Genomic DNA, 25,404 nt, shown 5'->3' with positions numbered 1-25,404 from the left:
GGAGTAGGCGCTAAAGCGCCAACTCCTGCCGACAGCTTTGCATGGGGCGGGAGTAGGCGCTAAAGCGCCAACTCCCGCCGACAAAGGAGACACATGAGCGCTACCTCTGAATCAGGCGCGAGCGCCGCGCCTCAGGATAAAACCGGCCCGCTCGCCGGCGTCAAGGTGCTGGAACTCGGCACGCTGATCGCCGGCCCGTTCGCCGCGCGCTTTCTCGGCGAGTTCGGCGCCGACGTCATCAAGATCGAAGATCCCAAGGGCGGCGACCCGCTGCGCAAGTGGCGCAAGCTCTATCCGGAAGTCGGCGGCACGTCGCTCTGGTGGGCCGTGCAGGCGCGTAACAAGAAATCCGTCACGATCAATCTGAAGGCCGAAGAGGGCAAGGAGATCGTGCGGCGCCTCGCGAAAGAAGCGGATATCGTCGTCGAAAATTTCCGGCCGGGTTTGCTGGAAAAACTCGGGCTCGGCTATGACGTGCTCTCTGCGGAAAACCCCGGCCTCGTGATGGTGCGCCTGTCCGGCTACGGCCAGACCGGCCCGTATCGCGACCGGCCCGGTTTTGGCGCGATTGCCGAATCGATGGGCGGCCTGCGTCATATCACCGGCTATCCGGATTTGCCGCCGCCGCGCATCGGCATTTCGATCGGTGATTCGATTGCCGCGCTGCACGGTGTGATCGGCGCGCTGATGGCGCTGCATCACAAGCAGGTGAACGGCGGCAAGGGGCAGGTCGTCGACGTCGCGCTGTACGAGGCCGTCTTCAACATGATGGAAAGCGTGGTGCCCGAGTACGGCGTGTACGGCATGGTGCGCGAGCGCACCGGCGCGTCGCTGCCGGGGATCGTGCCGTCCAATACGTATCCGTGCCGCGACGGCAGCATTGTGATCGGCGGCAATAGCGATCCGATCTTCAAACGCCTGATGATCGCCATCGAGCGCGAGGATCTCGCAAACGATCCGGCGCTCGCGCACAACGACGGCCGCGTGCCGCGCACCCAGGAAATCGACGGCGCGATCGCCGCGTGGCTCGCCACGCGTACCATCGACGAAGCCCTCGCGGTGCTGAATGCCGCCGACGTGCCGGTGGGCCGCATCTACAGCGTGGCGGACATGTTCACCGATCCGCAGTTCATGGCGCGTCAGATGATCCAGCGTTTCAAGTGGCAGGACGGTCAGGAAATTACGCTGCCGTCGGTTACGCCGAAACTCTCGGCCACGCCGGGCGAGACGCGTTGGCTGGGCCCGGAACTGGGTGAACATACCGATGAAGTCCTGCAATCGCTAGGTTATGATGCAGACCACATTGCAAGGTTGCACGCGCAACAGATCGTTTGAGTAGCACACGCGGCGCCCACGAGCGCCGTGTTAAAAGATAAAAACCGGACAACAAAGTTTGGAGACTCGAGACCATGCAACGGAGAAGTTTTCTCGCCGGCACCGCCGCACTCGCGGGCGCCTCTCTCGCCGCCACGCCGCTCGCCTTCGCGCAGGGCAAACCTGAAACCACCAAGGTGGCGATCGCCGTCGGCGGCAAGAACCTGTTCTACTACTTGCCACTCACCATCGCCGAGCGTCGCAACTACTTCAAGGACGAAGGGCTAGAGGTCGAAATTTCCGACTTCGCCGGCGGCTCGCAAGCGTTGAAGGCGGCGGTCGGCGGCAGCGCGGATGTGGTGTCCGGCGCGTTCGAGCATACGTTGCTGCTGCAGGCGCAAAAGCAGATGTTCCGCGAATTCGTCCTGCAGGGACGCGCGCCGCAGATCGTGCTCGCGGTCTCGAAGAAGACCATGCCGAACTACAAGTCGATCGCCGATCTGAAGGGCAAGAAAATCGGCGTGACCGCGCCGGGTTCGTCGACCTCGATCATGGCGAGCTTCGTGCTGGCAAAAGCCGGGCTGAGCGCGAAAGACGTCGCGTTTATCGGCGTGGGCGCGGGCGCCGGCGCGATCGCCGCGTTGCAGTCGGGGCAGATCGACGCGATCGCCAATCTCGACCCGGTCATGACCAAGCTCGAGCGCACCGGCGAGATTCGCGTGGTGTCGGACACGCGTACGCTTGCCGACACGCGCAGCGTCTTCGGTGGCGATATGCCGGCGGGCTGCCTGTACGCATCGCAAAGCTTTATCACGAAGAATCCGAATACCACTCAGGCGCTGACCAACGCGATGGTGCGCGCGCTCAAGTGGCTGCAAACGGCGACCGGCAGCGAACTGATCAACACGGTGCCGGAAGGCTACCTGCTCGGCGACCGCGCGGTGTATCTGGACGCATGGCAGCACGTGAAGGAAGCGATGTCGCCCGATGGCCTGATGCCGGCGGACGGCCCCGCGACGTCGCTGAAGACCTTGCAGGCATTCGACCCGAACGTGCAGGGCAAGCCGATCGATCTGTCGAAGACGTGGACCAACGACTTCGTCAAGAAAGCGCTGACTACCGTCAAGGCTTGAGTCGAGCGCGTGGACGGGGAGGCCGTGACGCGCGGCGTTTTCGCCCGGCCGCGGCCCCGCATGCCATGACGCGATCACCAACCCAATCCGATCTTTCGAAGCGAGCTGAACGATGACCGTTGCCGCACTGGCGCTCGACAACATCACCTGCACGTTCGCTGCGCGCGACAACCGCGCACAGCGCTATACGGCGGTGAAGGACACTACCTTGCGCATCGCGCCGGGCGAGTTCGTCTCAGTGGTCGGCCCGACCGGCTGCGGTAAATCCACGCTGCTCAATGTCGGCGCGGGTCTGCTGGGGCCGTCGTCGGGCACGGTCAGCGTGTTCGGCGAGCCGCTCAAGGGCATCAACCGGCGCGCCGGCTATATGTTCCAGGCCGACGCGTTGATGCCGTGGCGCTCGGCCATCGACAACGTCATGGCTGGTCTCGCGTTCCACGGCGTGCCGCCCGTCGAAGCCCGCGTCAAAGCCGACGAGTGGTTAAAGCGCGTCGGCCTCGGCGGCTTTGGCGATCGTTATCCGCATCAACTGTCGGGCGGCATGCGCAAGCGCGTCGCGATGGCGCAGACGCTGATTCTCGATCCAGACATCATTCTGATGGACGAGCCGTTTTCGGCGCTCGATATCCAGACGCGTCAGTTGATGGAAAACGAGTTGCTCGACTTGTGGGCCGCCAAACGCAAAGCGGTGTTGTTCATTACGCACGATCTCGACGAAGCGATCGCCATGTCGGACCGCGTGGTGGTGCTCTCGGCCGGGCCGGGCACGCATCCGATCGGCGAGTTCACGATCGATTTGCCGCGTCCGCGCGACGTTGCTGAAATCCGTTCGCATCCGCGTTTCGTCGAGTTGCATGCGCAGATCTGGAGCGTGTTGCGCGACGAGGTGCTTAAAGGTTATCAGCAGCAACTCACTGCCGTTTAAACGGGTCACGTTTTTGCGTCACGTATTGGCCACTCAATCGTCCAAGGCAAACCGAGTCATGTGGAAGACGTTGCGCCCGAACCGGGCGAATCTGGTGATCTGGCAATGGCTGCTGCTCGTGCTGTGCTTCGTGCTCTGGTACGTGCTGACCAGCCCGACGCTGCTGCCGGCGTTCTATTTCGACGACCCCAACAAAGCCGCGTTCTTCTTCGGCGAGCCGCAGAAAGTGCTGCAGCGGATCTGGGAATGGTTCACGGGCGGCGAGATCTATCTGCACCTATGGATCACGCTGGTCGAAACCGTGCTCGCGTTCACGCTCGGCACTGCGCTCGGGCTCGGCGTCGGCTTGTGGCTCGCGCTCTCGCCGCTTGCGAGCGCGCTGTTCGATCCGTACATCAAAGCCGCTAACTCGATGCCGCGCGTGATTCTCGCGCCGATCTTCGGCGTGTGGTTCGGGCTGGGCATCTGGTCGAAGGTGGCGCTTGGCGTCACGCTGGTGTTCTTTATCGTGTTCTTCAACGTCTATCAGGGCGTGAAGGAAGTCAGTCCGGTCGTGCTCGCCAACGCGCGCATGCTCGGCGCGAACGGCAAGCATTTGCTGCGCTTCGTCTATTTGCCGAGCGCGATGAGCTGGGTGTTTTCCAGCTTGCACACGTCGGTGGGGCTAGCGTTCGTCGGCTCGGTGGTAGGGGAGTATCTCGGCTCGGCGCGTGGCGTCGGCTATCTGATTTTGCAGGCCGAAGGCACCTTCGATATCAATACCGTGTTTGCGGGGATTCTGGTGCTGACCGCGTTCGCGCTGATTCTGGATGCGATCGTCGGCATCGGCGAGCGGCGCTTGATGAAGTGGCAACCGAAGACGGGCGATACGGAAAAGCTGTAGGTCGGCGCGGCGCGGGGTTGTAAAACGCGAAGCTCAATAAAAACGACGCGCCGGTTGGAAAACCGCGCGTCGTTTCTTTTGGCGCCGAGCAGAACGAATCGGTCGCGCCAGGACTAAGGCGTCACCACCACCTTCCCGATCACACGACGCTCGGCCATGTCCCGCAACGCGCGCCCAGTGTCCTCGAGCGAATAGCGCGCCGACACGTACGGCTTGAGCTTGCCTTCACCGATCCACCGCGTCATCTGTTGAAACGCCGCGTGATTGTGCTGCGGTTCGCGCTTCGCAAAGTCGCCCCAAAACACGCCGACCAGACTCGCGCCTTTGAGCAGCGTCAGGTTGAGCGGCAGCTTCGGAATCTCACCGTTGGCGAAGCCCACCACCAGATAACGCCCGCGCCAGCCGATGCTGCGAAACGCCGGCTCCGCATACACGCCGCCGACGGGATCGTAGATCACATCCGGGCCTTTGCCGTCGGTGAGCGCCTTGATGCGCTCGCGCAGGTCTTCGGTGCTGTAGTTGATGGTGGCGTCCGCGCCGTGTTTGACGCAGGTCGCGAGTTTCTCGTCGCTCGACGCCGCCGCGATCACGCGCGCGCCGAGCGCTCTGCCGATTTCGACGGCCGCTAGTCCGACGCCCCCGGCCGCACCGAGCACGAGCATCGTCTCGCCCGCTTGCAAGGCGCCGCGATCGACCACGGCGTGATGCGACGTGCCGTACGCCAGCGTGAACGCTGCCGCCAGCTCGAAGTCGACATCGTCCGCCAACGGCACGCAGGCCGCGGCGGGCGCGAGCGCCTGCTCCGCGAAACCACCGTGGCCGGTGAAGGCGACCACGCGCGAGCCGGGCTTGAATTGCGTGACGTCGGCGCCGACCGCGCGCACCACGCCCGCGACTTCCGAGCCGGGCGTAAAGGGCAGAGGCGGTTTGAACTGGTATTTGTTCTCGATGATCAGCACGTCGGGAAAGTTGACGGCCGCGGCTTTGACGTCGATCACGACGTGGCCTGGCGGCGGCTCGAGGTCCAGCAGGTTTTCGACGACCAGGCTCTCCGGCGGCCCATATTGTTTACAGCGAATCGCGCGCATCGTGTCTCCATATCGATCAGGGGTTCGCAAGTATTCTGAGTGTAAAACAATCAGCACGACCGTGCGTTTTTATTGCTTCGCACGCGATCGGCAAATGCTCGATGCATGTCCGGCCGCGGACTCGCGCCAGCCTTTCACGATCCCGACGCGTGCGTGTTGCATACGTCGTGCGCACGGCCTGCCGTGTCGTTCGCGCGTCTTCTTTCCTCGGTTACAATCGCCGCATGCGAATCCTACTCAGTAACGACGACGGTTATCTGGCGCCCGGCCTTGCCGCGCTTTACGAAGCGCTCAAGCCGATCGCTGACGTCACCGTGATGGCACCCGAACAGAATTGCAGCGGCGCGTCGAATTCCCTGACGCTGTCGCGGCCGCTCTCGGTACTGCGCTCGGCCAATGGTTTCTATTACGTGAACGGCACGCCCACCGACTCGGTGCACATCGCGCTGACGGGCATGCTCGACCATACGCCGGACCTCGTGGTCTCGGGCATCAACAACGGTCAGAACATGGGCGAAGACACGCTCTATTCGGGCACCGTCGCGGCCGCCACCGAGGGCATCATGTTCGGTGTGCCGGCCATCGCCTTCTCGCTGGTCGACAAGGACTGGGTGCATCTCGACGACGCCGTGCGTGTCGCCGCTGAAATCGTCGCGCACTATCTCGAGCAGCCGTTGCCCGGGCATCCGCTTCTGAACGTCAACATTCCCAATCTGCCGTACGAGCAACTCAGCGACTGGCAGATCACGCGTCTCGGCAAGCGGCATCCGTCGCAGCCGGTGATCCGCCAGACCAACCCGCGCGGCGAACCGATCTACTGGATCGGTCCGGCGGGCAGCGCGCGCGACGCGAGCGAAGGCACCGACTTTCACGCCATCGCCAACGGCCATGTGTCGATCACGCCGCTGCAGCTCGACCTGACCCACACGCAAATGCTGCCCGCGGCGCGCGACTGGGCACGCGCAGGCAGCGGCGCTTCATGACCAGCGAGCGCGCCAAGCGCTTTCCGCTCGGCCTCGAGGACCTGGTGCGCGAACCGCGCCGGCCCGAAGGACGCCCAGGCGAAATCCGCGCGGCGGCGCTGGCCGCGAGCGCGGCGCTGAACGCGCGTCAGCAACCCGCGAAGAACGCGCCGCTCGGTTCCACGGGTAAGTCCCAATCCAAGCAGGCGAGGGCGCAGACCGCGGTGCAGATAAAGCCGCAAGCCAAGCCCTCGGCGGTGACGCCGCCGAAGCCGCTGGCCGCGCCTTCCGCCAAAGCACCGGTCAAGGCGCCACCTAAACCTGTCGTGCAGAGTTCGACCGCGCGTGCCGTGTCATCGTCGGCACCTACGCCGGCCAGGCCCGCTGCCCGATCCAACGAGCGCAGCGCCGCGCCGAATGTCGCTTTGAACGGCGCGATGGCACTGACGTCGGAACGGGTTCGCGAACGGATGGTCGAACGCCTGCGTGCGAACGGCGTGACCGATCAGCGCGTGTTGAACGCGATGTCGGTGGTGCCGCGCCACATGTTCGTCGACCCGGGTCTCGCGGTCCAGGCCTACGAAGATGCGGCCTTGCCGATCGGCCATCACCAGACGATCTCCAAGCCGTCGGTAGTCGCGCGGATGATCGAACTGGCCGCCGCCGGCCGCGCGCTGAACAACGTGCTCGAAATCGGCACCGGCTGCGGCTATCAGGCGGCCGTGCTGAGCCAGGTCGCGCGCGAGGTTTACTCGATCGAGCGCATCAAGCCGTTGTCCGAACGCGCGAAGACGAACTTACGTCCGCTGCGCATTCCGAACATCCGCTTGCACTATGGCGATGGGCGGTTGGGATTGCCGTCGGCGGCGCCGTTCGACGCGATCGTGATCGCCGCGGCGGGGCTCGACGTACCGCAAGCATTACTTGAACAACTCGCGATCGGCGGCCGTCTGGTCGCGCCGGTCGGCTCGCAGGACGGCCAGAACCAGGTGCTGACTCTGGTCGAGCGCCTCGGACCCGCGCAGTGGCGCGAGTCGCGGCTTGATCGCGTTTTCTTTGTACCCTTAAAATCCGGAGTGATTTGACACCGATGAGTATGTTGCGCGCGATGCAGAGAACCAGACTGAATGTCCCCATGACCGTAACCCAGCGTAGCGTGTGCGTGCTCGCCTTGTCCCTGTTGATGACGGCCTGTGCATCCCGGCTCGATCAGGCGCCGGTCGTCGACCGCTCCGGCGGCGGCGTGCTCACCACGCAAGGCGCGCAGCCGGCCGTGCCGCTCGGACCGCCGCCGCCGGGCTACTATCGCGTGAAGCCGGGCGACACGCTGTACCGGATCGCGTTGGAGAACGGCCAGAACTATCGCGACATTTCGGCGTGGAACAATCTGACCAACCCGAATCAGATCGAAGTCGACCAGTTGCTGCGCGTCGTGCCGCCGGGAGCGAACACCGCGGCGCTGACGCCGGGCGTGTCGACCGCGCCGATCGGCAGCGGTGGTGCGGTGCAAAGCGCACCGCTCGGCAGCACGCCGCCGTCGGGTGGGACTGCTGGCGCAGCCGGCGTCGCGGCGCCGCCGCTCTACGGTTCCGCCACGAACAACGCTTCGCTGACGCCGCCGGCCAGCCCGGGTGCGGCCAGCGACTCGAACGCCGGCGCGTCCGGCAACGTCGCCTTCGCATGGCCGGTGCGCGGACCGCTGCTCGGCACGTTCAACGATTCGACCAACAAGGGCGTGAATATCGGCGGCGCTGCGGGCGATCCGGTGAAGGCGTCGGCGGACGGTCGCGTCGTTTATGCAGGAAATGGGCTGCGTGGTTACGGCAATCTCATTATCATCAAGCATGATGCAACTTATCTCACGGCGTATGCACATAACCGCGCTTTGATGGTAAAAGAGGGAGACGCGGTAACGAAGGGGCAGAAGATCGCCGAGATGGGCAATAGCGATTCCGACCGTGTGATGTTGCATTTCGAAGTTCGCCGGCAGGGTAAACCTGTCGACCCACTGAAGTATTTGCCGCCGCAATAAGCGATACGATACGACCATGCCGAAATCGAAGCGCCGCCCACCGCAAGCCGAGTCTGAGACGATCAGCCACGCTATGTCCGCTTCGGTCGAAGAAAGCGGCGCTTCGGAAGTGGAAGAAGAGATCGCCGAGGAGCGCGATCTCGACGAACGCCAGGGCGGCGTGGATGAAGCCGGCGAGACCCGTGAAGGCGCGGCTGAAGCCGCGCCGGATGCGGACGATTTCCGCGCGCTGCTGCAAGCCGAGCTGACGGCCGACACGATTCAGCACTACCTGAACCGTATCAGCGTCAAGCCGCTCCTGACCGTCGAGGAAGAGCAGAAGTATTCGCGTCTTGCCAAGGCGGGCGAGTTCGAAGCGCGGCAGGTCATGATCGAGCGCAATCTGCGGCTCGTCGTCAGTATCGCCAAGGGTTATCTGAATCGCGGCGTACCGCTGCTCGATCTGATCGAGGAAGGCAATCTCGGCCTGATGCACGCCATCGAAAAATTCGATCCGACGCGCGGCTTCCGGTTTTCTACTTACGCCACGTGGTGGATCCGCCAGAGTATCGAGCGCGCCATCATGAACCAGGCGCGCACCGTCCGTTTGCCGGTGCACGTGATTCGTGAGCTCAACCAGGTGCTGCGCGCCAAGCGCCATCTGGAAAAAAATTCGATGAATTCCGGCGAGGCCGCCGAGCGCCGCGACGCCAGCATCGACGACATCGCCTATCTGACCGGCAAGACCACCGACGAAGTCACCGACATCCTCGCGCTGAACGAGCACACCGCGTCGCTCGACGCGCCGCTCGATCTCGATCCGGCGAGCAGCCTGCTCGATCTGCTGTCAGACGACCAGAGCCAGTCGCCGGATGCCGAAGTGCAGCACCGCGAACTGGAAACGCTTACACGCGCGTGGCTCGCTCGCCTGTCGGACAAGCATCGTCATGTGATCGAGCGCCGCTTCGGCCTGAATCACATCGAACCCGCCACGCTCGAAGAGCTGGCCGACGAAATGGGCCTCACACGCGAGCGTGTGCGCCAGATCCAACAGGAAGCGCTCGTGCGGTTGAAGCGCTTCTTCGCCTCCAACGGTGTTCGGAAGGACGCCGTTCTATAACCTGATGACACCGATTCTTGTATTCGACATCGAGACGATTCCCGATGTCGCCGGCATTCGCCGCCTCGAAGATTTACCTGCCACCTTGAGCGACGCCGAAGTCGCCGAGCATGCGTTCGCCGCGCGCCGCGAAAAAACCGGTAACGATTTCCTGCCGCACCATCTGCAACGGATCGCGGCGATTTCCTGCGTGTTCCGCGACAACAACGGTTTCCGCGTACGCTCGCTCGGCACGCTGGAAGACGGCGAAGCGGCGCTGGTGCAGTCGTTCTATCGCGTAATCGAGAAGTACACGCCGCAACTCGTGTCGTGGAACGGCGGCGGCTTCGATCTGCCGGTGTTGAACTACCGGGCGCTCGTCAACGGTATTCCCGCCTACAAGTTCTGGGATCTCGGCGAGGACGACCGCGAGTTCAAGTGGAACAACTACATCAGCCGCTATCACGCGCGTCATACGGATCTGATGGACGTGCTCGCCATGTACCAGGCACGCGCCAACGCGCCGCTCGACGCGCTCGCCAAGATGTGCGGCTTCCCCGGCAAAATGGGCATGGACGGCAGCCAGGTGTGGCACGCGTACCAGCAAGGGCGCATCGAGGAAATCCGCAATTACTGCGAGACCGACGTCGTCAACACGTACTTGCTCTATTGCCGCTTCCAACTGATCCGCGGCGCGTTTTCGCCCGCGGAGTATGCTGATGAGATCAACCTGGTCAAGAACGCACTGGCGCTGGAAACGGCGCCGCAATGGGCCGAGTATCTGGCGGCATTCGATCAGTAAGGTTGTACGGGGAGGGGGCGACGCCGTCTGACTGGCCAGCGCGTGCAGCGGCCGTTGCCGCCGTGCCGAATGATGGCGAGGCGCGGCGCTTCGTCTACAATCTCGCCTTTCCCCAAGTTTGTCAGGAAGTCGCAGGTGTCCCGAACTGCCCCCCATCGCCGCGCGCCGAAGCGCTACAAGACGCCCCCGCCCGCGCCGGCACACGTCGTCACCGGCAACGAGCCGGTCATCGAAATCGTTTCGCTCGATATGGAAGCGCGCGGCGTTGGCCGCACCGAGACCGACGACGGTACGCCCGGCAAGGTGATCTTTGTCGAAGGCGCGTTGCCCGGCGAGCGCGTCAGCTATTCGACGCATCGCAGCAAGCCCAAATTCGAGCAGGCCGAAGTGGTTCAGGTGTTCCGCGAAAGCGTGATGCGCACCAAGCCGAAATGCACTTACTTCGATATCTGCGGCGGCTGTTCGATGCAGCATCTCGACATCCGCGCTCAGGTGGCGGTCAAGCAGCGCGTGCTCGAAGACAACCTGCAGCATCTGGCGAAGCTGCGCCCGGAAACGGTGTTCCGGCCGATTCACGGGCCGTCCTGGGGTTATCGCTACCGTGCGCGTCTGGCAGTGCGTTTTCTGCCGGAAAAGGGCGGTATGCGGATCGGCTTCCACGAGAAGAAGAGCAGTTACATCGCCGACATGAAGACATGCGAAGTGCTGCCGCCGCATGTGTCGGCCATGCTGATGCCGCTGCGTTTCATGGTTCGCAAGCTGTCCATCTACGATCGCATGCCGCAGCTCGAACTGGCGGTCGGCTCGTCGGTCACGGCGCTGGTGGTGCGCAATCTCGAGCCCATCACGGCCTCGGACGAGCAGGTGCTGCGCGATTTCGCCGACGAGCACAAGGTGCAGTTCTGGCTGCAGCCGGGCGGCCCGGACACGGTCACGCCGTTCTATCCGCTCGACGTGGAACTCGACTACACGCTGCCGGAATATGGCATCCGCATGCCATTCAAGCCGACCGACTTCACCCAGGTGAATCACGCCATCAACCGCGTGCTGGTGAGCCGCGCGTTGCGGCTGCTGGCGCCCGCGCGCACGGATCGCGTGCTCGATCTGTTCTGCGGGATCGGTAACTTCACGCTGCCGCTCGCGCGGATCTCGAAGGAAGTGGTGGGCATCGAAGGCAGCGAAGTGCTGACCTCGCGCGCGCTGGCCAATGCCGAGCTGAACGGCGTGGCGGGGCATACGTCGTTTGCGTGCCGCAACCTGTTCGACATCACCGCCGACGACCTGCGCGCGCTCGGCCACTTCGACAAGTTCCTCATCGACCCGCCGCGCGAAGGCGCGCTAGCCGTCGCCAAGGCGCTGGTGGAGATCGCGCAGAGCGGCAATGGGCCGCTGCCGAAGCGCATCGTCTACGTGTCGTGCGCGCCAGCGACGCTCGCCCGCGATGCCGGCCTGCTCGTGCACGAGGCGGGCTACCGGCTGGTGGGTGCGGGTGTGGTCAACATGTTCCCGCACACGTCGCATGTGGAGTCGATTGCGTTGTTCGAGCGGGATTGAGTCGCGCCGCGGCACAGTAAGGCGCAAACAAAAACGCCACGACGGAAGTCGTGGCGTTTTCTATTTCCGGCTGATTTTCAGCGAGTCGCGTGGCTTAGAACTGCCACCACGACTTTTCCTTACCCGGCCTTGCATGCCCCGTGATGTACGGGCTGTCGGGGAAGGTGCCGGCCAGCACGCGCTTCGTGTCGTCGGCCAGTTGCGGCTGGTTCAGCTTCTCATACGACAGCATCATGATGTGCAGTGCGTCTTCGATAGCCGGTGCGTTCTTGTATTGCGTGAGCGCCAGTTGCGCGCGGTTGATCGCCGCGACGTAGGCGCCACGGCGGTAGTAGTAATCTGCCGCGTGGACTTCGTGCGACGCCAGCGCGTTGACGATATAGCGCATGCGCTGCGCGGCGTCCGGCGCATACTTGCTGTTCGGATACTTGTCCACCACGACCTTGAAGGCGTCGTACGACTCGCGCAGCGACTTCGGATCGCGCTCGCTCATGTCTTGGCCGGAGAAGCGGCCGAACAGACCGAGGTCGTCGTTGAAGTGGATCATGCCCTTCAGGTAGTACGCGTAAGCGATGTCCGGATGATCCGGGTGCAGCTGGATGAAGCGGTCGATAGCCTGGTCGGCGGCGGCGTTTTCGTTGTCTTTCCAGTTGCAGTACGCGACGTTGATCTGCGCCTGCTGGGCGAAGTGGCCAAACGGATCCCGACCTTCGAGCATTTCGAAGTACTTGGCGCACTTGCCGAAGTCACCACCGCTCAGGGCGTCGTTCGCCTCCGTATATAATTTGTTGTTGTTCCACGTTGCCGTCTCGTCGGTCTTTTCCGGCAGACCGTGGCAAGCCGCGACAACCGCGACGGCTGCGGCGCACGCAATGTATCCGGCCACTTTCCGGGCCGCCTTCTTGATGGCCGCCAAATTGATCGCCGCTTTAGTGATGGTGTTCAAGGCTCGCATTTTCCAGTCTAGCTTTACGTCCAGGTGACCCAGACTCAATGACCCGCTCAAATACTCCAGGCGCCGCAACCGGCGCCGGGAATAGCAACAAAGATTATAGCGTAAGCGCTGACCCCTCCGACGCGTTGGGCGTCGATTCCCTCGACGACGATCTCGGCAGCGACGCGCTCGGCGCCGCCGTTCTGCCCAGCCACGTGCCGACCGTGGCGAGCCGCGTGGCGGACGAGACGCCGCGCAGCGTCGTGGTGCCCGACGAGATGGCCGGCGAACGTCTCGACAAGGTGCTCGCGCGGGTTTTTCCCGAGTTCTCGCGCAACCGTCTGCAGAGCTGGATCGAGGCTGAGCGCGTGCGGATCGACGGCAAGCCCGCGAAAATCCGCCAGCCGGTGCCGCTCGGCGCGACCATCGAGCTCGTGCCCGATCTGCTGCCGGAGCAGCTCGCGTTCACGCCGGAGCCGGTGCCGCTCGAAATCGTCTATGAAGACGACACCCTGGTGGTCATCAACAAGCCGGCCGGCATGGTGGTGCATCCGGCGGCCGGCAACTGGAGCGGCACCGTGCTCAACGGTCTGCTGTATCGCTATGGCGACGCGGCGGCGGGCCTGCCGCGCGCGGGCATTGTGCACCGGCTCGACAAGGAAACCTCCGGCCTGATGGTGGTGGCGCGCACACTCGAGGCGCAGACCGACCTCGTGCGGCAGTTGCAGGCGCGCACGGTGAAACGCCGCTATCTCGCGCTGGTGTGGGGCAACATGCCCGAAGAAGGCACGATCGACGCCCCGATCGGCCGCGATCCGCGCGAACGCACGCGCATGGCGGTGGTCACGAGCGCCTCGGGCAAGCCCGCGCGCACGCATTTCCGGCGTGTCGATTCGGCGATCTGGCAGCGTCAGCCGGTCACCGCGATACATTGCGATCTGGAAACCGGGCGCACCCATCAGATTCGCGTCCATTGCGCGCACATCGGTCATCCGCTGCTCGGCGACCCGGTGTACGGGCGCGCCCGTGGCAAGCGTTCCGTCACGCCGCTGCCTGACGGGTTCGCGCGCCAGGCGTTGCATGCATGGCGCCTCGGTCTGATTCATCCGCAGACCGGCCGCACGATGCAATGGCGCGCCGATGTGCCGGCCGACATGGAAGCGCTGTCGGCGGCGCTCGGCCTCGGCCGCGACGACGCGGGCGAGTTCGACGAGACGTACTACGAGGAAGACGACTACGATGCGTCGCTCGACGAGGACGCTGATGAAGACGGCGCACTCGAACACGACGAAGCCGACGACGAAGCCGATGAACACGACGAGGACGATCACGCATGAATGTGCCCGAGCTGAGCTTTGCCGATGTCGTGCAACCCGCATGGAATGTCTCGCCGCGCGTGCGTGCGCTCGTCACCACGCGTGACGGCGGCGTGAGCGAAGCGCCGTTCGGCCGCTGGCAGAACGGCGTGGACTTGCCTGGCGGCCTGAATCTGGGCATGAAATCCGGCGACGATCTGGCCGCGGTCGCGGCCAACCGTGCGCGTTTGCTGAAGCTGGCCGGCGTGAGCGAGGCCGCGTGGCTCGAGCAGATTCACGGCGCCGGCATCGTGCGAGCGGAAGACGTGCTTGCACAGGCGCATGCGAACGGCACGCCGACGCGCGCCGATGCCAGCGTCACGGATCGTCCCGGCACCGTGTGCGTCGTGATGGTGGCCGATTGCATGCCGGTGCTGTTCTGCGACGAAGCCGGCCGCGCGGTCGGCGCGGCGCACGCGGGGTGGCGCGGGCTGGCGGCGGGCATCGTCGAACAGACGGCGCAGCGCGTCGCCGAACTTGCCGGCGTGGAGGCGGGCGCACTGCACGCTTATCTCGGTCCGTCGATCGGTCCTGATGCCTTTGAAGTCGGTGCAGACGTGCGTGACGCCTTCATGAACGGCGTCGGCGCCGCACAACGCGATGCGACTGCGAACGCCTTCGTCGAGCGTCCGCACAATCCAGGCAAATATCTCGCCGATCTCCCGGCGCTGGCGCGTTTGCGTCTGCAACGGCTCGGCGTGACGCGCATTGTCGGTGGCGATCTCTGCACGGTCACCCAACGTGAGCGTTTCTATTCCTATCGCCGCGATCGCGAGACCGGCCGCATGGCCGCGTTGATCTGGCTGGACGATCAGGCGCAGTCGATCGCGGACTAGCTTGCAACGCGCATCGCGCGCGGCCATTTTCTGCGGAATCCAAGGCACGTGTGCCCGCATCACGACGTCCACATGGCGAGACGTCCTGCATGCGGGCATGCTTGTCTGAGCATTGCCACGGCTCGCATGCCCCTTGCCCACGAACACACGTATGAGGGTTTGTTCGGAGAAGCGCAGGCGTTTTTGCTGCGCTGCCGGAATTCCCGACGCTGGCGTAAATCTGCCGCCAAAACTGTCCGCCCGCGAACGGATAAATGCACATAAGCCCATGCAATTTGGGAGCTTTTTTCGTTCGCGTGCGTCTCGAATCACGCAGGTTCCAAAAGCGCGTTCTTCTACACAGGGAAAACGATAATTAAAAAACTATCGCACTGCGGCAAAATCGGGAACAAGCATTGACATGCCTTGCGATGGGGAGCAAGAATGTTCCTCACGGCTCCTCGTACAAGGGACAGGGCGTGACGAGGTCGCGAGCATTTGCTCACGTGCGCACGAACCTGCCTCTCAACCCGTCCGCAAGGACTTACCGGTCAAAAGCAGGTATGGCAGCTTCACATTCCTCAGCTTCCCCCAGCACGGACTCCTCGACGGAGCACACGCAGCAGGCCGGTACGAGCGGTGCAACACCGGCCGCAGGCATGCAGCAGTTTCTCGACGCCTGGATGAACGCATGGCGTTCGCTCGGCACATCGCCTGGCGGTAGCGGCATGCCTTTCGCGATGCCTCAGATGCCGCTGCAAATGCCTCAAATGAGTCTGCCGCAGGGTTTCCCTCAAATGCCGTCGTTTCCCGGCATGCCGGACTTCAGCAAACTGGCGGCGGGATCGATGCCCGGCATGCCGTCCTTCGCCGGTCTGAGCATACCGAGCGCGGCCATTCCCTCCGGGCGTCTACAGAAACTGCAGGCTGACTATTCGCGCGAGGCAATGGATCTGATCCAGCAAGCCACCACGTCCGCGACTCAGGCGCCCCAACTCAAAGACCGCCGCTTCAGCTCCGACGCATGGAGTTCGGCGCCGGCCTATGCATTCACCGCCGCGTGGTATCTGTTGAACGCGCGCTATCTGCAGGAAATGGTCGACGCGCTCGACACGGAACCCAAGGTTCGCGAGCGCATCCGTTTCGCTGTCCAGCAGTGGACCGCGGCGGCCTCGCCGAGCAACTTCTTCGCGTTGAATCCGGAAGCCCAAAAGACCTTGCTGGACAGCAAGGGCGAGAGCCTGCGCCAGGGTGTGATGAACCTGCTCGGCGACTTGCAGCGCGGCAAGATCTCGCAGACCGACGAATCGGGTTTCGTGGTCGGTGAAAATCTCGCGAACACCGAAGGCTCGGTCGTGTTCGAAAACGACCTGATGCAGGTGATCCAGTACAAGCCGCGCACGGCGACCGTGCGCGAGCGGCCGCTTCTCATCGTGCCGCCTTGCATCAACAAGTTCTACATTCTCGATCTGCAGCCGGAGAATTCGCTGGTCGCTCACGGGCTCGATTCGGGGCACCAGGTGTTCCTGATTTCGTGGCGCAATGCCGATCAATCGATCGCGCATAAAACGTGGGACGACTACATCGGCGAGGGCGTGCTCACCGCCATCGATACGGTGAGCAAGATCAGTGGGCGCGAGCAGATCAATACGCTTGGCTTCTGCGTCGGCGGCACGATGCTCGCCGCGGCGCTGGCGGTGGCCGCCGCGCGCGGCGAACATCCGGCCGCCTCCATGACGCTGCTTACCGCCATGCTCGATTTTTCGGACACGGGCGTGCTCGACGTGTTCGTCGACGAGGCGCACGTGCAGATGCGCGAGCAGACCATCGGCGGCAAGAACGGTACGCCGCCGGGGCTGATGCGCGGCATCGAGTTCGCCAACACGTTCTCGTTCCTGCGCCCGAACGATCTGGTGTGGAACTACGTCGTCGACAATTACCTCAAAGGGCGCACGCCGGTGCCGTTCGACCTGCTGTACTGGAACAGCGACTCGACCAGCCTGCCGGGCCCGATGTACGTCTGGTATCTGCGCAACACGTATCTCGAGAATCGTCTGCGCGAGCCGGGTGCGTTGACCACGTGCGGCGAGCCGATCGATCTCTCGAAGATCGATGTGCCCACCTTCATCTACGGTTCACGCGAAGACCATATCGTGCCGTGGCAAACGGCGTACGCGTCGGTGCCGCTCCTCAACGGGCCGTTGAAGTTCGTGCTCGGCGCCTCGGGTCACATCGCCGGTGTGATCAATCCGCCCGCGAAGAAAAAGCGCAATTTCTGGATGCTGGACGGCGACGTCAAGGCGCTGCCGGAGAACCCGGAAGAATGGCTCGATCAGGCTACCGAAGTCCCTGGCAGCTGGTGGCCCGAATGGACCACCTGGCTCGATCAGTACGGTGGCAAGAAGGTGAAGCCGCGCGCCACGGCCGGCTCGGCTGACTTCCCGGTGATCGAACCGGCGCCGGGGCGTTATGTGCGGCAACGAGAGTAGGTTCGAGCGCGCTTCATGGCGCGGTTGTTTGCGGTGTGAATGAGCGTCTGATTGAGTTAGGGCGTGATTAAGAGCAACGAGATTTTTAACTTGACGGGCAGCGGCGCATGCGGCCGACCGCCCGGAGGATATGGAAATGACTGATGTTGTGATCGTATCGGCCGCCCGTACGGCAGTAGGCAAATTCGGTGGGTCGCTGGCGAAGATCGCCGCGCCCGAACTCGGCGCCACGGTGATTCGCGCCGTACTCGAGCGGGCTGGCTTGAAGCCCGAGCAGGTGAGCGAAGTGATCCTGGGTCAGGTGCTGACGGCAGGGTCGGGCCAGAATCCGGCGCGTCAGTCGCTGATCAAGGCGGGCTTGCCCGCGGCTGTGCCCGGCATGACGATCAACGTGGTGTGCGGCTCGGGTCTGAAGGCCGTGATGCTCGCGGCCAACGCCATCATCGCGGGTGACGCGGATATCGTGGTGGCCGGCGGTCAGGAGAACATGAGCGCGGCGCCGCACGTGCTGCCGGGCTCGCGCGACGGGTTCCGCATGGGCGACGCAAAGCTGATCGACTCGATGATCGTCGACGGCCTGTGGGACGTCTACAACCAGTACCACATGGGCGTGACGGCGGAGAACGTCGCCAAGGAATACGGCATCACGCGCGAGCAGCAGGACGCGTTCGCGGCGTTGTCGCAGAACAAGGCTGAAGCCGCGCAGAAGTCGGGCCGTTTCGACGACGAAATCGTGCCGGTCGAAATTCCGCAACGCAAGGGCGAACCGCTACGTTTCGCCACCGACGAGTTCGTGCGTCATGGCGTGACGGCCGAAGCGTTGGCGGGCCTGAAGCCGGCGTTCTCGAAGGAAGGCTCGGTGACGGCGGCCAATGCGTCGGGTCTGAACGACGGCGCGGCGGCGGTGCTGGTGATGTCGGCGAAGAAGGCCGAAGCGCTCGGCCTCAAGCCGCTCGCGCGCATCAAGGCGTACGCCACTTCGGGTCTGGATCCGAAGGTGATGGGCATGGGCCCGGTGCCGGCCTCGCGCCGCTGTCTCGAACGCGCGGGCTGGACGCCGGCCGATCTGGACCTGATGGAAATCAACGAAGCGTTTGCCGCACAGGCGTGCGCCGTGAATCAGCAGATGGGCTGGGACACGTCGAAGATCAACGTGAACGGTGGCGCGATTGCAATCGGTCACCCGATCGGCGCATCCGGCTGCCGGATTCTCGTTACGCTGCTGCACGAAATGCAGAAGCGCGATGCGAAGAAGGGTCTGGCGTCGCTGTGTATCGGCGGTGGCATGGGTGTGGCGCTGGCGCTCGAGCGCGCCTGAGCAAGGGCACGTGGCGGGCGCCGCGGGCGTCGGCCACGCGTCGAACGGAACGTTGTCGCGCGCTTTGGCGCGCGGTCAGCGGAGGCCTCGTCAGCCGGTCGCCCGGCGGCAGCGGAGATGAAGCACAGGCGAGGGAAGAGGCAGCCAGTCGGCGCCTCGAAAACGATAACGGAGTGTAGTTTATGACACAGCGAATTGCGTACGTAACGGGCGGGATGGGTGGCATCGGCACGAGCATTTGCCAGCGGCTGCACAAAGAGGGCTTCAGGGTCGTCGCGGGCTGCGGCCCGAACTCGCCGCGCCGCGTGAAGTGGCTCGAAGAGCAAAAGGCCCTGGGCTTCGATTTCGTCGCGTCAGAAGGCAATGTCGGCGATTGGGAATCGACCAAGACCGCGTTCGACAAGGTCAAGGCCGAAGTCGGCGAGATCGACGTGCTGGTGAACAATGCCGGCATTACGCGCGACGTCGTGTTCCGCAAGATGACGCACGAAGACTGGACGGCGGTGATCGACACCAACCTGACCAGCCTCTTCAACGTCACCAAGCAGGTGATCGACGGCATGGTCGAGCGTGGCTTTGGCCGCATCATCAACATTTCGTCGGTGAACGGCCAGAAGGGCCAGTTCGGCCAGACCAACTACTCGACCGCGAAGGCCGGCATTCACGGCTTCACGATGTCGCTGGCGCAGGAAGTGGCCACCAAGGGCGTGACGGTCAACACCGTGTCGCCGGGCTACATCGGCACCGATATGGTCAAGTCGATCCGCCCCGACGTGCTGGAAAAGATCGTCGCGACGATTCCGGTGCGCCGTCTCGGCCAGCCGGACGAAATCGGCTCGATCGTGGCATGGCTGGCATCGGATGAATCGGGTTTCTCCACGGGCGCTGATTTTTCGCTGAATGGCGGTTTGCATATGGGCTGAGTCAGCGGCGCGCCGCTCACAAGGCAGCGCGCTTCGGCTCAGATGGTTCGGCGGCGTCTCGACTGCGCAATAGCCCGATTGCGCAGCCGCATGACGCCGTTTCCGCGCTCAACTTGCGCTCAAAGGCGTTACATGACCACTACTACAAAGAAAACAGCCGAACGACTGATCAAGAAATATCCGAATCGTCGGCTCTACGATACCGAGACAAGCACGTACATCACGCTGACGGACGTCAAACAGCTCGTGTTGGATCAGGAGGATTTCAAGGTCATCGATGCGAAGAGCAACGAGGATCTGACGCGCGCCATCCTGTTGCAGATCATTCTCGAGGAGGAGAGCGGCGGCTTGCCGATGTTCTCGTCGTCGATGCTCTCGCAGATCATCCGTTTCTACGGTCATGCCATGCAGGGCATGATGGGCACGTACTTGGAAAAGAACATCCAGGCCTTCATCGACATTCAGGCGAAGCTCGCCGACCAGTCGAAGAATCTGTACGAAGGCAAGGCCATGAACCCCGAGGTCTGGTCGCAGTTCATGAACATGCAGGCGCCGATGATGCAGGGCATGATGACCAGCTATATCGAGCAGTCGAAGAACATGTTCGTGCAGATGCAGGAGCAGATGCAGAACCAGGCGAAGTCGATGTTCGCCACGTTCCCGTTTACGCCGGGTGGTGCGGTCAACGCGGCCAATCCCGGGAATGCGCCGGCCAATCCGCAAAGTAATCCGGAAGTCAATCCGGAGCCGGAGAAGAAGTAAGGGCGGCAAGGGCGTTCGGGCGAGCGGGGTTTCCCGGCGTTGGGCGCCGCCGGGGCACGGCCCCGGAGCCCTGACGCGTCGGCAGCTCAGCCTTTGCGTTGGGGCCAGGTGGCCTGGCGGCGGCCGGTTGGTGCCGACGCGGTACAATCGCCACCTGCGTGTGTGGGGCATTTTCCTCGGAGAGGGCGCTCTGGCCGCCAACTCCAACCCCATTCCGACGGCCGATCGCATGTTTCATGGATGTCCCACCTATCCTCAGGGAAAGCGCCACCTCCCGGCGCCCATTCCTGCATGAGCCGGCTCTATCTCGCGCCGATGGAAGGCCTCGCGGACTACGTATTGCGCGACGTGCTGACCGGCATCGGCGGATTCGACGGATGCGTGTCCGAGTTCGTCCGCGTGACGGGCTCCCTGCTTCCGAGCCGCGTCTACGAGCGCGAAGCGCCCGAAGTGCTCGATGGAGCCCACACTCGCAGCGGCACGCCGATGGTGATCCAACTGCTCGGCAGCGATCCCGAATGGATGGCCCTGAATGCCGCCCACGCGGCCACCTTGTCGCCACATGGAATCGACCTGAACTTCGGATGTCCCGCCAAGGTCGTGAATCAGCACGGCGGCGGAGCCATGCTGCTGGCCGACCCTGAACAACTCAACCGTATCGTGTCCGCCGTTCGCGCCGCTGTGCCTGTCGGCATCGCCGTGACGGCAAAAATGCGCCTCGGCGTGTCCGACACCTCGCTGGCGATCGATTGCGCCACGGCGCTGGCGGAAGGCGGCGCGGCCTCGCTCGTCGTGCATGCAAGAACGCGCGATCACGGCTACCGGCCGCCCGCGCATTGGGAGTGGATCGCGCGTATCGATGCCGCCGTGGACGTGCCTGTCGTCGCGAATGGAGAAGTCTGGACGGTGGCCGACTGGGAGCGCTGCCGCGCGGTCAGCGGTTGCGCGGACGTGATGATCGGGCGCGGCGCCGTATCGGACCCTTTCCTGGCGCTGAGGATACGCGGACTGATGGACCGCTCCCCATCCGCCGGGGAATGGCAGCACGTGCTTGGCCACATCGCCGGTTATCTGCGGAAATTGCAGGCCCGTGTCGGCTCCCGGCACGAGCACGGACGCGTCAAAAAGTGGCTCAGCTACCTGCAGCGCACCTGGCCGCAGGCGGCCGAGTTGCATGCGGCGATCCGCAGAGTGCATGATTCGCACGAAATCCTGGAAGTGATCGAACGCACTTTGAGCGTCGGCCAATTAATGGCGACACATCAATCCGCGCGCGTCGGCCGACTCGACCCGGCGGACGCCGCAGTAGTTTGAGGGCGAATATTCAAAGACTTACGAGCGGCAGCCTTGGCGAACCGCTACAATTCAGCGTTTAACGTCTTCAAGCGGTCCCCCATGTCTGCCACCCCCCCGATTGCCCCGACTGTCACGCCGAAGGTCGGCTTTGTGTCGCTCGGCTGCCCGAAAGCCCTGGTCGATTCCGAGCAGATCATCACCCAACTGCGCGCCGAAGGTTACGAGATTTCCGGCACGTACGACGGCGCGGACCTCGTGGTCGTCAACACCTGCGGCTTCATCGACGAAGCGGTGCAGGAAAGTCTCGACGCGATCGGCGAAGCGCTCAACGAAAATGGCAAGGTGATCGTGACCGGGTGTCTTGGCGCCAAGAAGAGCGCGAGCGGCTCGGGGCTGATCGAAGAAGTGCATCCGAAGGTGCTGGCCGTGACCGGCCCGCACGCGCTCGGCGAAGTGATGCAGCATGTGCACACCCATCTGCCGAAGCCGCACGATCCGTTCGTCGACCTGGTGCCGGCTGCGGGCGTGAAGCTCACGCCGCGTCATTACGCGTACCTGAAGATTTCCGAAGGCTGCAATCACCGCTGCACGTTCTGCATCATCCCGTCCATGCGCGGCGACCTCGTGTCGCGTCCCGTCGCCGACGTGATGCTCGAAGCGGAGAATCTCTTCAAGTCGGGCGTGAAGGAACTGCTGGTGATTTCGCAGGACACGAGCGCCTATGGCGTCGACGTCAAATACCGCACGGGTTTCTGGAACGGCAAGCCGATCAAGACGCGCATGACCGATCTGGTCGGCGCGCTCGGCGAACTCGCCGCGCAATACGGCGCGTGGGTGCGTCTGCATTACGTGTATCCGTATCCGAGCGTCGACGAAGTCATTCCGATGATGGCCGAAGGCCCGTACAAGGGCCACGTGCTGCCGTATCTCGACGTGCCGTTCCAGCACGCGCATCCGGAAGTGTTGAAGCGCATGAAGCGCCCGGCCAACGCCGAGAAGGTGATGGAGCGCGTGAAGAAATGGCGCGAGATGTGCCCGGATCTGACTATTCGCAGCACGTTCATCGCCGGCTTCCCCGGTGAGACGGAAGAGCAGTTCCAGACGCTGCTCGATTTCATCCGCGAGGCGGAACTGGATCGCGTCGGCTGCTTTGCCTATTCGCCGGTCGAAGGCGCGACGGCCAATGAACTCGACGGCGCATTGCCCGACGAAGTGCGCGAAGAGCGCCGCGCGCGTTTCATGGAAGTCGCCGAAGAAGTGTCGGCCAAGCGTATCGCAAAGAAGGTCGGCAAGACGCTGAAGGTGCTGGTCGACGAGATCAACGCGGATGGCGGCATCGGCCGCACCGCGGCTGACGCGCCGGAGATCGACGGCGTCGTGTATATCGCGCCGGCCGTCAAGGCGTCCAAACGCTACAAGGTCGGCGATTTCGTGTCGGTGAGGATTACCGGCGCCGACGGTCACGACCTGTGGGGCGAGGTTTAATCGATGACGGTGAGCACGGCCGCAGTGCCGCAAGCACGGCACCCCGAGATCCTCGCGCTCGGCGAGGCGATGATCGAATTCAACCAGTCGGCGAAAGACCAGCCGAACTATCTGCAAGGCTTCGGCGGCGATACGTCGAACTTCTGTATCGCGGCTGCACGTCAAGGCGCGCAGACTGGTTTCGTGTCCGCGGTCGGCGCGGATCACTTCGGGCGTTTGCTGGTCGATCTGTGGGAACGTGAACAGGTGGACACGTCGCTGGTGCGCGTCGATCCGCAGGCGCCCACTGGCGTCTATTTCGTGTCGCACGGTCCGAATGGCCACGCGTTCGACTATCTGCGCGCCGGCTCGGCCGCGAGCCGCTATGCGCCGCACGATCTGCCGCTCGACGCGATCGCCGCGGCCAAGGTGATTCATCTGTCCGGCATCAGCCTCGCGATCAGCCTGAGCGCTTGCGACGCGGCGCTCGAAGCGATCGCGCATGCGCGCGCCAACGGCGTGCGCGTGAGCTTCGACACCAATCTGCGTCTGAAGCTGTGGCCGCTCGCGCGGGCGCGCGCGGTGATGCTCGAAGCCATCCGCCAGACGGACATCTGCCTGCCAAGCTGGGACGACGTCACCGACCTCACCGGCTTGACTGGCCGTGATGAGATTGTCGATTTCCTGCTGTCGCAGGGTCCGAGCGTCGTTGCGCTGAAGCTCGGCAAAGAGGGCTCGTATATCGCGACGCCGAACGAGCGGCGCGTCGTGCCGGGCCACGTCGTCAATGCCGTCGATGCAACCGGTGCGGGCGACTGCTTCGGTGGCGCGTTCATCGCGCGCATCGTCGCGGGTGACGATCCATTCGCAGCGGCGCGTTATGCGAACGTCGCCGCGGCGCTGTCCACGCAAGGTTACGGCGCGGTGGCGCCGATTCCGCCGCGCGCGACAGTCGAACAACTTCTGGCGGGCTGAACACGCGCGCTATGGAGCGCGGCCCGCCGAGGCAAGATGATCTTTAGAGACTGGAAGAGGAGCGAGCGATGCAACGGGACGTAGTGGTGGTAAGCGGTGTGCGTACGGCAATCGGCGGTTTCGGCGGCAGTCTGAAGGATTTTTCGCCGACCGATCTCGGCGCACGCGTGGTGCGTGAAGTGCTCGCGCGCGCCAGCGTATCGGGCGACGAAATCGGCCACGTGGTGTTCGGCAACGTCGTGCATACCGAACCGAAAGACATGTACCTGGCGCGTGTGGCCGCGATCAACGGCGGCGTGGCGCAACATGCGCCGGCGTTGACCGTGAACCGTTTGTGCGGCTCCGGCCTGCAGGCCATCGTTTCGGCCGCGCAAAGCGTGCTGCTCGGCGACGCTGATATCGCGATCGGCGGCGGCGCGGAAAACATGAGCCGCGCGCCTTTCTCCATGCCGGCCGCGCGCTTCGGTCAGCGCATGGGCGACGCGCGCCTCGTCGACATGATGGTCGGCGCGCTGAACGACCCGTTCCAGTCGATCCATATGGGCGTGACCGCCGAGAACGTCGCGCGCAAATACGACATCTCGCGCGAAGCGCAGGACGCGCTCGCCCTCGAATCGCATCGCCGCGCGGCCAACGCGATCACGAGCGGCTACTTCAAGCAACAGATCCTGCCGATCACGATCCCGTCGAAGAAAGGCGACGTCGTATTCGACACGGACGAGCACGCGCGCATGAACGCATCGGCGGAAGACTTCTCGAAGCTCAAGCCGGTGTTCGCGAAAGAAAACGGCACGGTGACGGCGGGCAACGCGTCGGGCATCAACGACGCCGCCGCGGCCGTCGTGCTGATGGAGCGCGGCGTCGCCGAACAGCGCGGCATCAAGCCGCTGGCGCGGCTAGTCTCTTACGCGCATGCCGGCGTCGATCCGGCGTATATGGGCATCGGGCCGGTCCCAGCCACGCGCAAGGCGCTCGAACGCGCCGGGCTGACCGTTGCCGACCTCGACGTGATCGAGGCCAACGAAGCGTTCGCCGCTCAGGCCTGCGCGGTCAGCAAGGAACTGGGCTTCGATCCGGCCAAGGTCAATCCGAACGGCTCGGGCATTTCGCTCGGCCATCCGATCGGCGCGACCGGCGCGCTCATCACCGTCAAGGCGCTGTACGAACTGCAGCGGATCGGCGGGCGTTATGCGCTGGTCACGATGTGTATCGGCGGCGGGCAAGGCATCGCGGCGATCTTCGAACGGATCTGATGCGCGGCATGTCAGTAGCAAGCGGTATCGAGCAATGAGGAAGGAAGGG

Annotated in this window: 22 protein-coding genes; 20 read left to right on the top strand and 2 right to left on the bottom strand. The window is 63.9% G+C overall.

The genetic code is table 11. From position 1 onward, the window contains the following. Positions 1-93 precede the first annotated feature (93 nt). The 4 genes from P0D96_RS09825 (at position 94) to P0D96_RS09810 (ending at position 4,255) form a co-directional block, all read left to right on the top strand. Positions 94-1,335, top strand: a complete 1,242-nt coding sequence (locus P0D96_RS09825; protein WP_408175571.1) for a CaiB/BaiF CoA transferase family protein — start codon at positions 94-96, stop codon at positions 1,333-1,335. 74 nt (positions 1,336-1,409) lie between these two features. After that, positions 1,410-2,447, top strand: a complete 1,038-nt coding sequence (locus P0D96_RS09820) for an ABC transporter substrate-binding protein (RefSeq protein WP_408313212.1) — start codon at positions 1,410-1,412, stop codon at positions 2,445-2,447. Positions 2,448-2,559: 112 nt separating this feature from the next. Continuing rightward, the gene (locus P0D96_RS09815) at positions 2,560-3,372 is read left to right on the top strand and encodes an ABC transporter ATP-binding protein (protein ID WP_132374772.1); all 813 of its coding nucleotides are present in this window, start codon (positions 2,560-2,562) and stop codon (positions 3,370-3,372) included. A gap of 58 nt (positions 3,373-3,430) precedes the next feature. Beyond that, on the top strand, positions 3,431-4,255 hold the full coding sequence (locus P0D96_RS09810; protein ID WP_132374771.1) for an ABC transporter permease: 825 nt from the start codon (positions 3,431-3,433) through the stop codon (positions 4,253-4,255). Between the two features lie 113 nt (positions 4,256-4,368). On the opposite strand, the gene P0D96_RS09805 is transcribed toward P0D96_RS09810, so the two are convergent. Further along, positions 4,369-5,343: an NADPH:quinone oxidoreductase family protein gene (locus P0D96_RS09805; protein WP_408313209.1), complete on the bottom strand. Its 975-nt coding sequence runs from the start codon at positions 5,341-5,343 to the stop codon at positions 4,369-4,371. Between the two features lie 224 nt (positions 5,344-5,567). On the opposite strand from P0D96_RS09805, the gene surE reads away from it, so the two are divergent. The 6 genes from surE (at position 5,568) to rlmD (ending at position 11,771) form a co-directional block, all read left to right on the top strand. Beyond that, a complete protein-coding gene (surE, locus tag P0D96_RS09800) occupies positions 5,568-6,326 on the top strand; it encodes a 5'/3'-nucleotidase SurE (RefSeq protein WP_408175566.1) in 759 nt (252 codons plus the stop codon). After that, positions 6,323-7,390, top strand: coding sequence for a protein-L-isoaspartate(D-aspartate) O-methyltransferase (locus P0D96_RS09795; RefSeq protein WP_408175565.1), 1,068 nt, complete (start codon positions 6,323-6,325; stop codon positions 7,388-7,390). The genes surE and P0D96_RS09795 overlap by 4 nt, the downstream gene beginning before the upstream one ends. Positions 7,391-7,395: 5 nt before the next feature. Next, positions 7,396-8,337 (top strand): peptidoglycan DD-metalloendopeptidase family protein, encoded by a 942-nt coding sequence (locus tag P0D96_RS09790; protein WP_408175563.1) that lies wholly within the window; start codon positions 7,396-7,398, stop codon positions 8,335-8,337. 16 nt (positions 8,338-8,353) lie between these two features. Then, positions 8,354-9,436: an RNA polymerase sigma factor RpoS gene (gene rpoS, locus P0D96_RS09785; RefSeq protein ID WP_132374766.1), complete on the top strand. Its 1,083-nt coding sequence runs from the start codon at positions 8,354-8,356 to the stop codon at positions 9,434-9,436. Between the two features lie 4 nt (positions 9,437-9,440). Then, positions 9,441-10,217, top strand: a complete 777-nt coding sequence (locus P0D96_RS09780) for a 3'-5' exonuclease (protein ID WP_132374765.1) — start codon at positions 9,441-9,443, stop codon at positions 10,215-10,217. A gap of 135 nt (positions 10,218-10,352) precedes the next feature. Next, positions 10,353-11,771, top strand: coding sequence for a 23S rRNA (uracil(1939)-C(5))-methyltransferase RlmD (gene rlmD / locus P0D96_RS09775; protein WP_408313205.1), 1,419 nt, complete (start codon positions 10,353-10,355; stop codon positions 11,769-11,771). Between the two features lie 94 nt (positions 11,772-11,865). Here the strand turns inward: rlmD and P0D96_RS09770 are convergent, their stop codons facing one another. Next, positions 11,866-12,726, bottom strand: coding sequence for an outer membrane protein assembly factor BamD (locus tag P0D96_RS09770; protein WP_132374763.1), 861 nt, complete (start codon positions 12,724-12,726; stop codon positions 11,866-11,868). A 38-nt stretch (positions 12,727-12,764) separates the two neighbouring features. On the opposite strand from P0D96_RS09770, the gene P0D96_RS09765 reads away from it, so the two are divergent. The 10 genes from P0D96_RS09765 to bktB all read left to right on the top strand — a co-directional run bounded on the left by P0D96_RS09765 (position 12,765) and on the right by bktB (position 25,355). Continuing rightward, positions 12,765-14,042 carry an RluA family pseudouridine synthase gene (locus tag P0D96_RS09765; protein ID WP_408175561.1) on the top strand — a complete coding sequence of 426 codons (1,278 nt, stop codon included), beginning with the start codon at positions 12,765-12,767 and terminating at the stop codon, positions 14,040-14,042. Beyond that, positions 14,039-14,896 carry a peptidoglycan editing factor PgeF gene (gene pgeF, locus P0D96_RS09760; protein WP_408175560.1) on the top strand — a complete coding sequence of 286 codons (858 nt, stop codon included), beginning with the start codon at positions 14,039-14,041 and terminating at the stop codon, positions 14,894-14,896. The genes P0D96_RS09765 and pgeF overlap by 4 nt, the downstream gene beginning before the upstream one ends. 638 nt (positions 14,897-15,534) lie before the next feature. After that, entirely contained in the window at positions 15,535-17,364 is a 1,830-nt protein-coding gene (gene phaC / locus P0D96_RS09755; RefSeq protein ID WP_408175793.1) for a class I poly(R)-hydroxyalkanoic acid synthase, read from the top strand. Between the two features lie 136 nt (positions 17,365-17,500). Further along, the gene (locus P0D96_RS09750; protein ID WP_408175559.1) at positions 17,501-18,682 is read left to right on the top strand and encodes an acetyl-CoA C-acetyltransferase; all 1,182 of its coding nucleotides are present in this window, start codon (positions 17,501-17,503) and stop codon (positions 18,680-18,682) included. Positions 18,683-18,864: 182 nt separating this feature from the next. After that, positions 18,865-19,605 carry a 3-ketoacyl-ACP reductase gene (locus P0D96_RS09745; RefSeq protein WP_408175557.1) on the top strand — a complete coding sequence of 247 codons (741 nt, stop codon included), beginning with the start codon at positions 18,865-18,867 and terminating at the stop codon, positions 19,603-19,605. Between the two features lie 132 nt (positions 19,606-19,737). After that, positions 19,738-20,367, top strand: a complete 630-nt coding sequence (gene phaR, locus P0D96_RS09740) for a polyhydroxyalkanoate synthesis repressor PhaR (RefSeq protein WP_132374758.1) — start codon at positions 19,738-19,740, stop codon at positions 20,365-20,367. 291 nt (positions 20,368-20,658) lie between these two features. After that, a complete protein-coding gene (locus P0D96_RS09735) occupies positions 20,659-21,681 on the top strand; it encodes a tRNA dihydrouridine synthase (protein ID WP_408175556.1) in 1,023 nt (340 codons plus the stop codon). Positions 21,682-21,762: 81 nt separating this feature from the next. Then, positions 21,763-23,148, top strand: coding sequence for a 30S ribosomal protein S12 methylthiotransferase RimO (gene rimO, locus P0D96_RS09730; protein ID WP_408288078.1), 1,386 nt, complete (start codon positions 21,763-21,765; stop codon positions 23,146-23,148). 3 nt (positions 23,149-23,151) lie between these two features. Further along, the gene (locus P0D96_RS09725; protein WP_408288075.1) at positions 23,152-24,102 is read left to right on the top strand and encodes a sugar kinase; all 951 of its coding nucleotides are present in this window, start codon (positions 23,152-23,154) and stop codon (positions 24,100-24,102) included. A 68-nt stretch (positions 24,103-24,170) separates the two neighbouring features. Further along, a complete protein-coding gene (gene bktB, locus P0D96_RS09720; protein WP_408288072.1) occupies positions 24,171-25,355 on the top strand; it encodes a beta-ketothiolase BktB in 1,185 nt (394 codons plus the stop codon). The last annotated feature ends 49 nt before the right edge of the window (positions 25,356-25,404 follow it).

Source organism: Paraburkholderia sp. RL17-347-BIC-D (genome assembly GCF_046027915.1).
Lineage (GTDB): Bacteria > Pseudomonadota > Gammaproteobacteria > Burkholderiales > Burkholderiaceae > Paraburkholderia.
The sequence above is the reverse complement of the archived record's forward strand: the minus strand, read 5'-3'. Positions and strand labels throughout refer to the sequence as shown.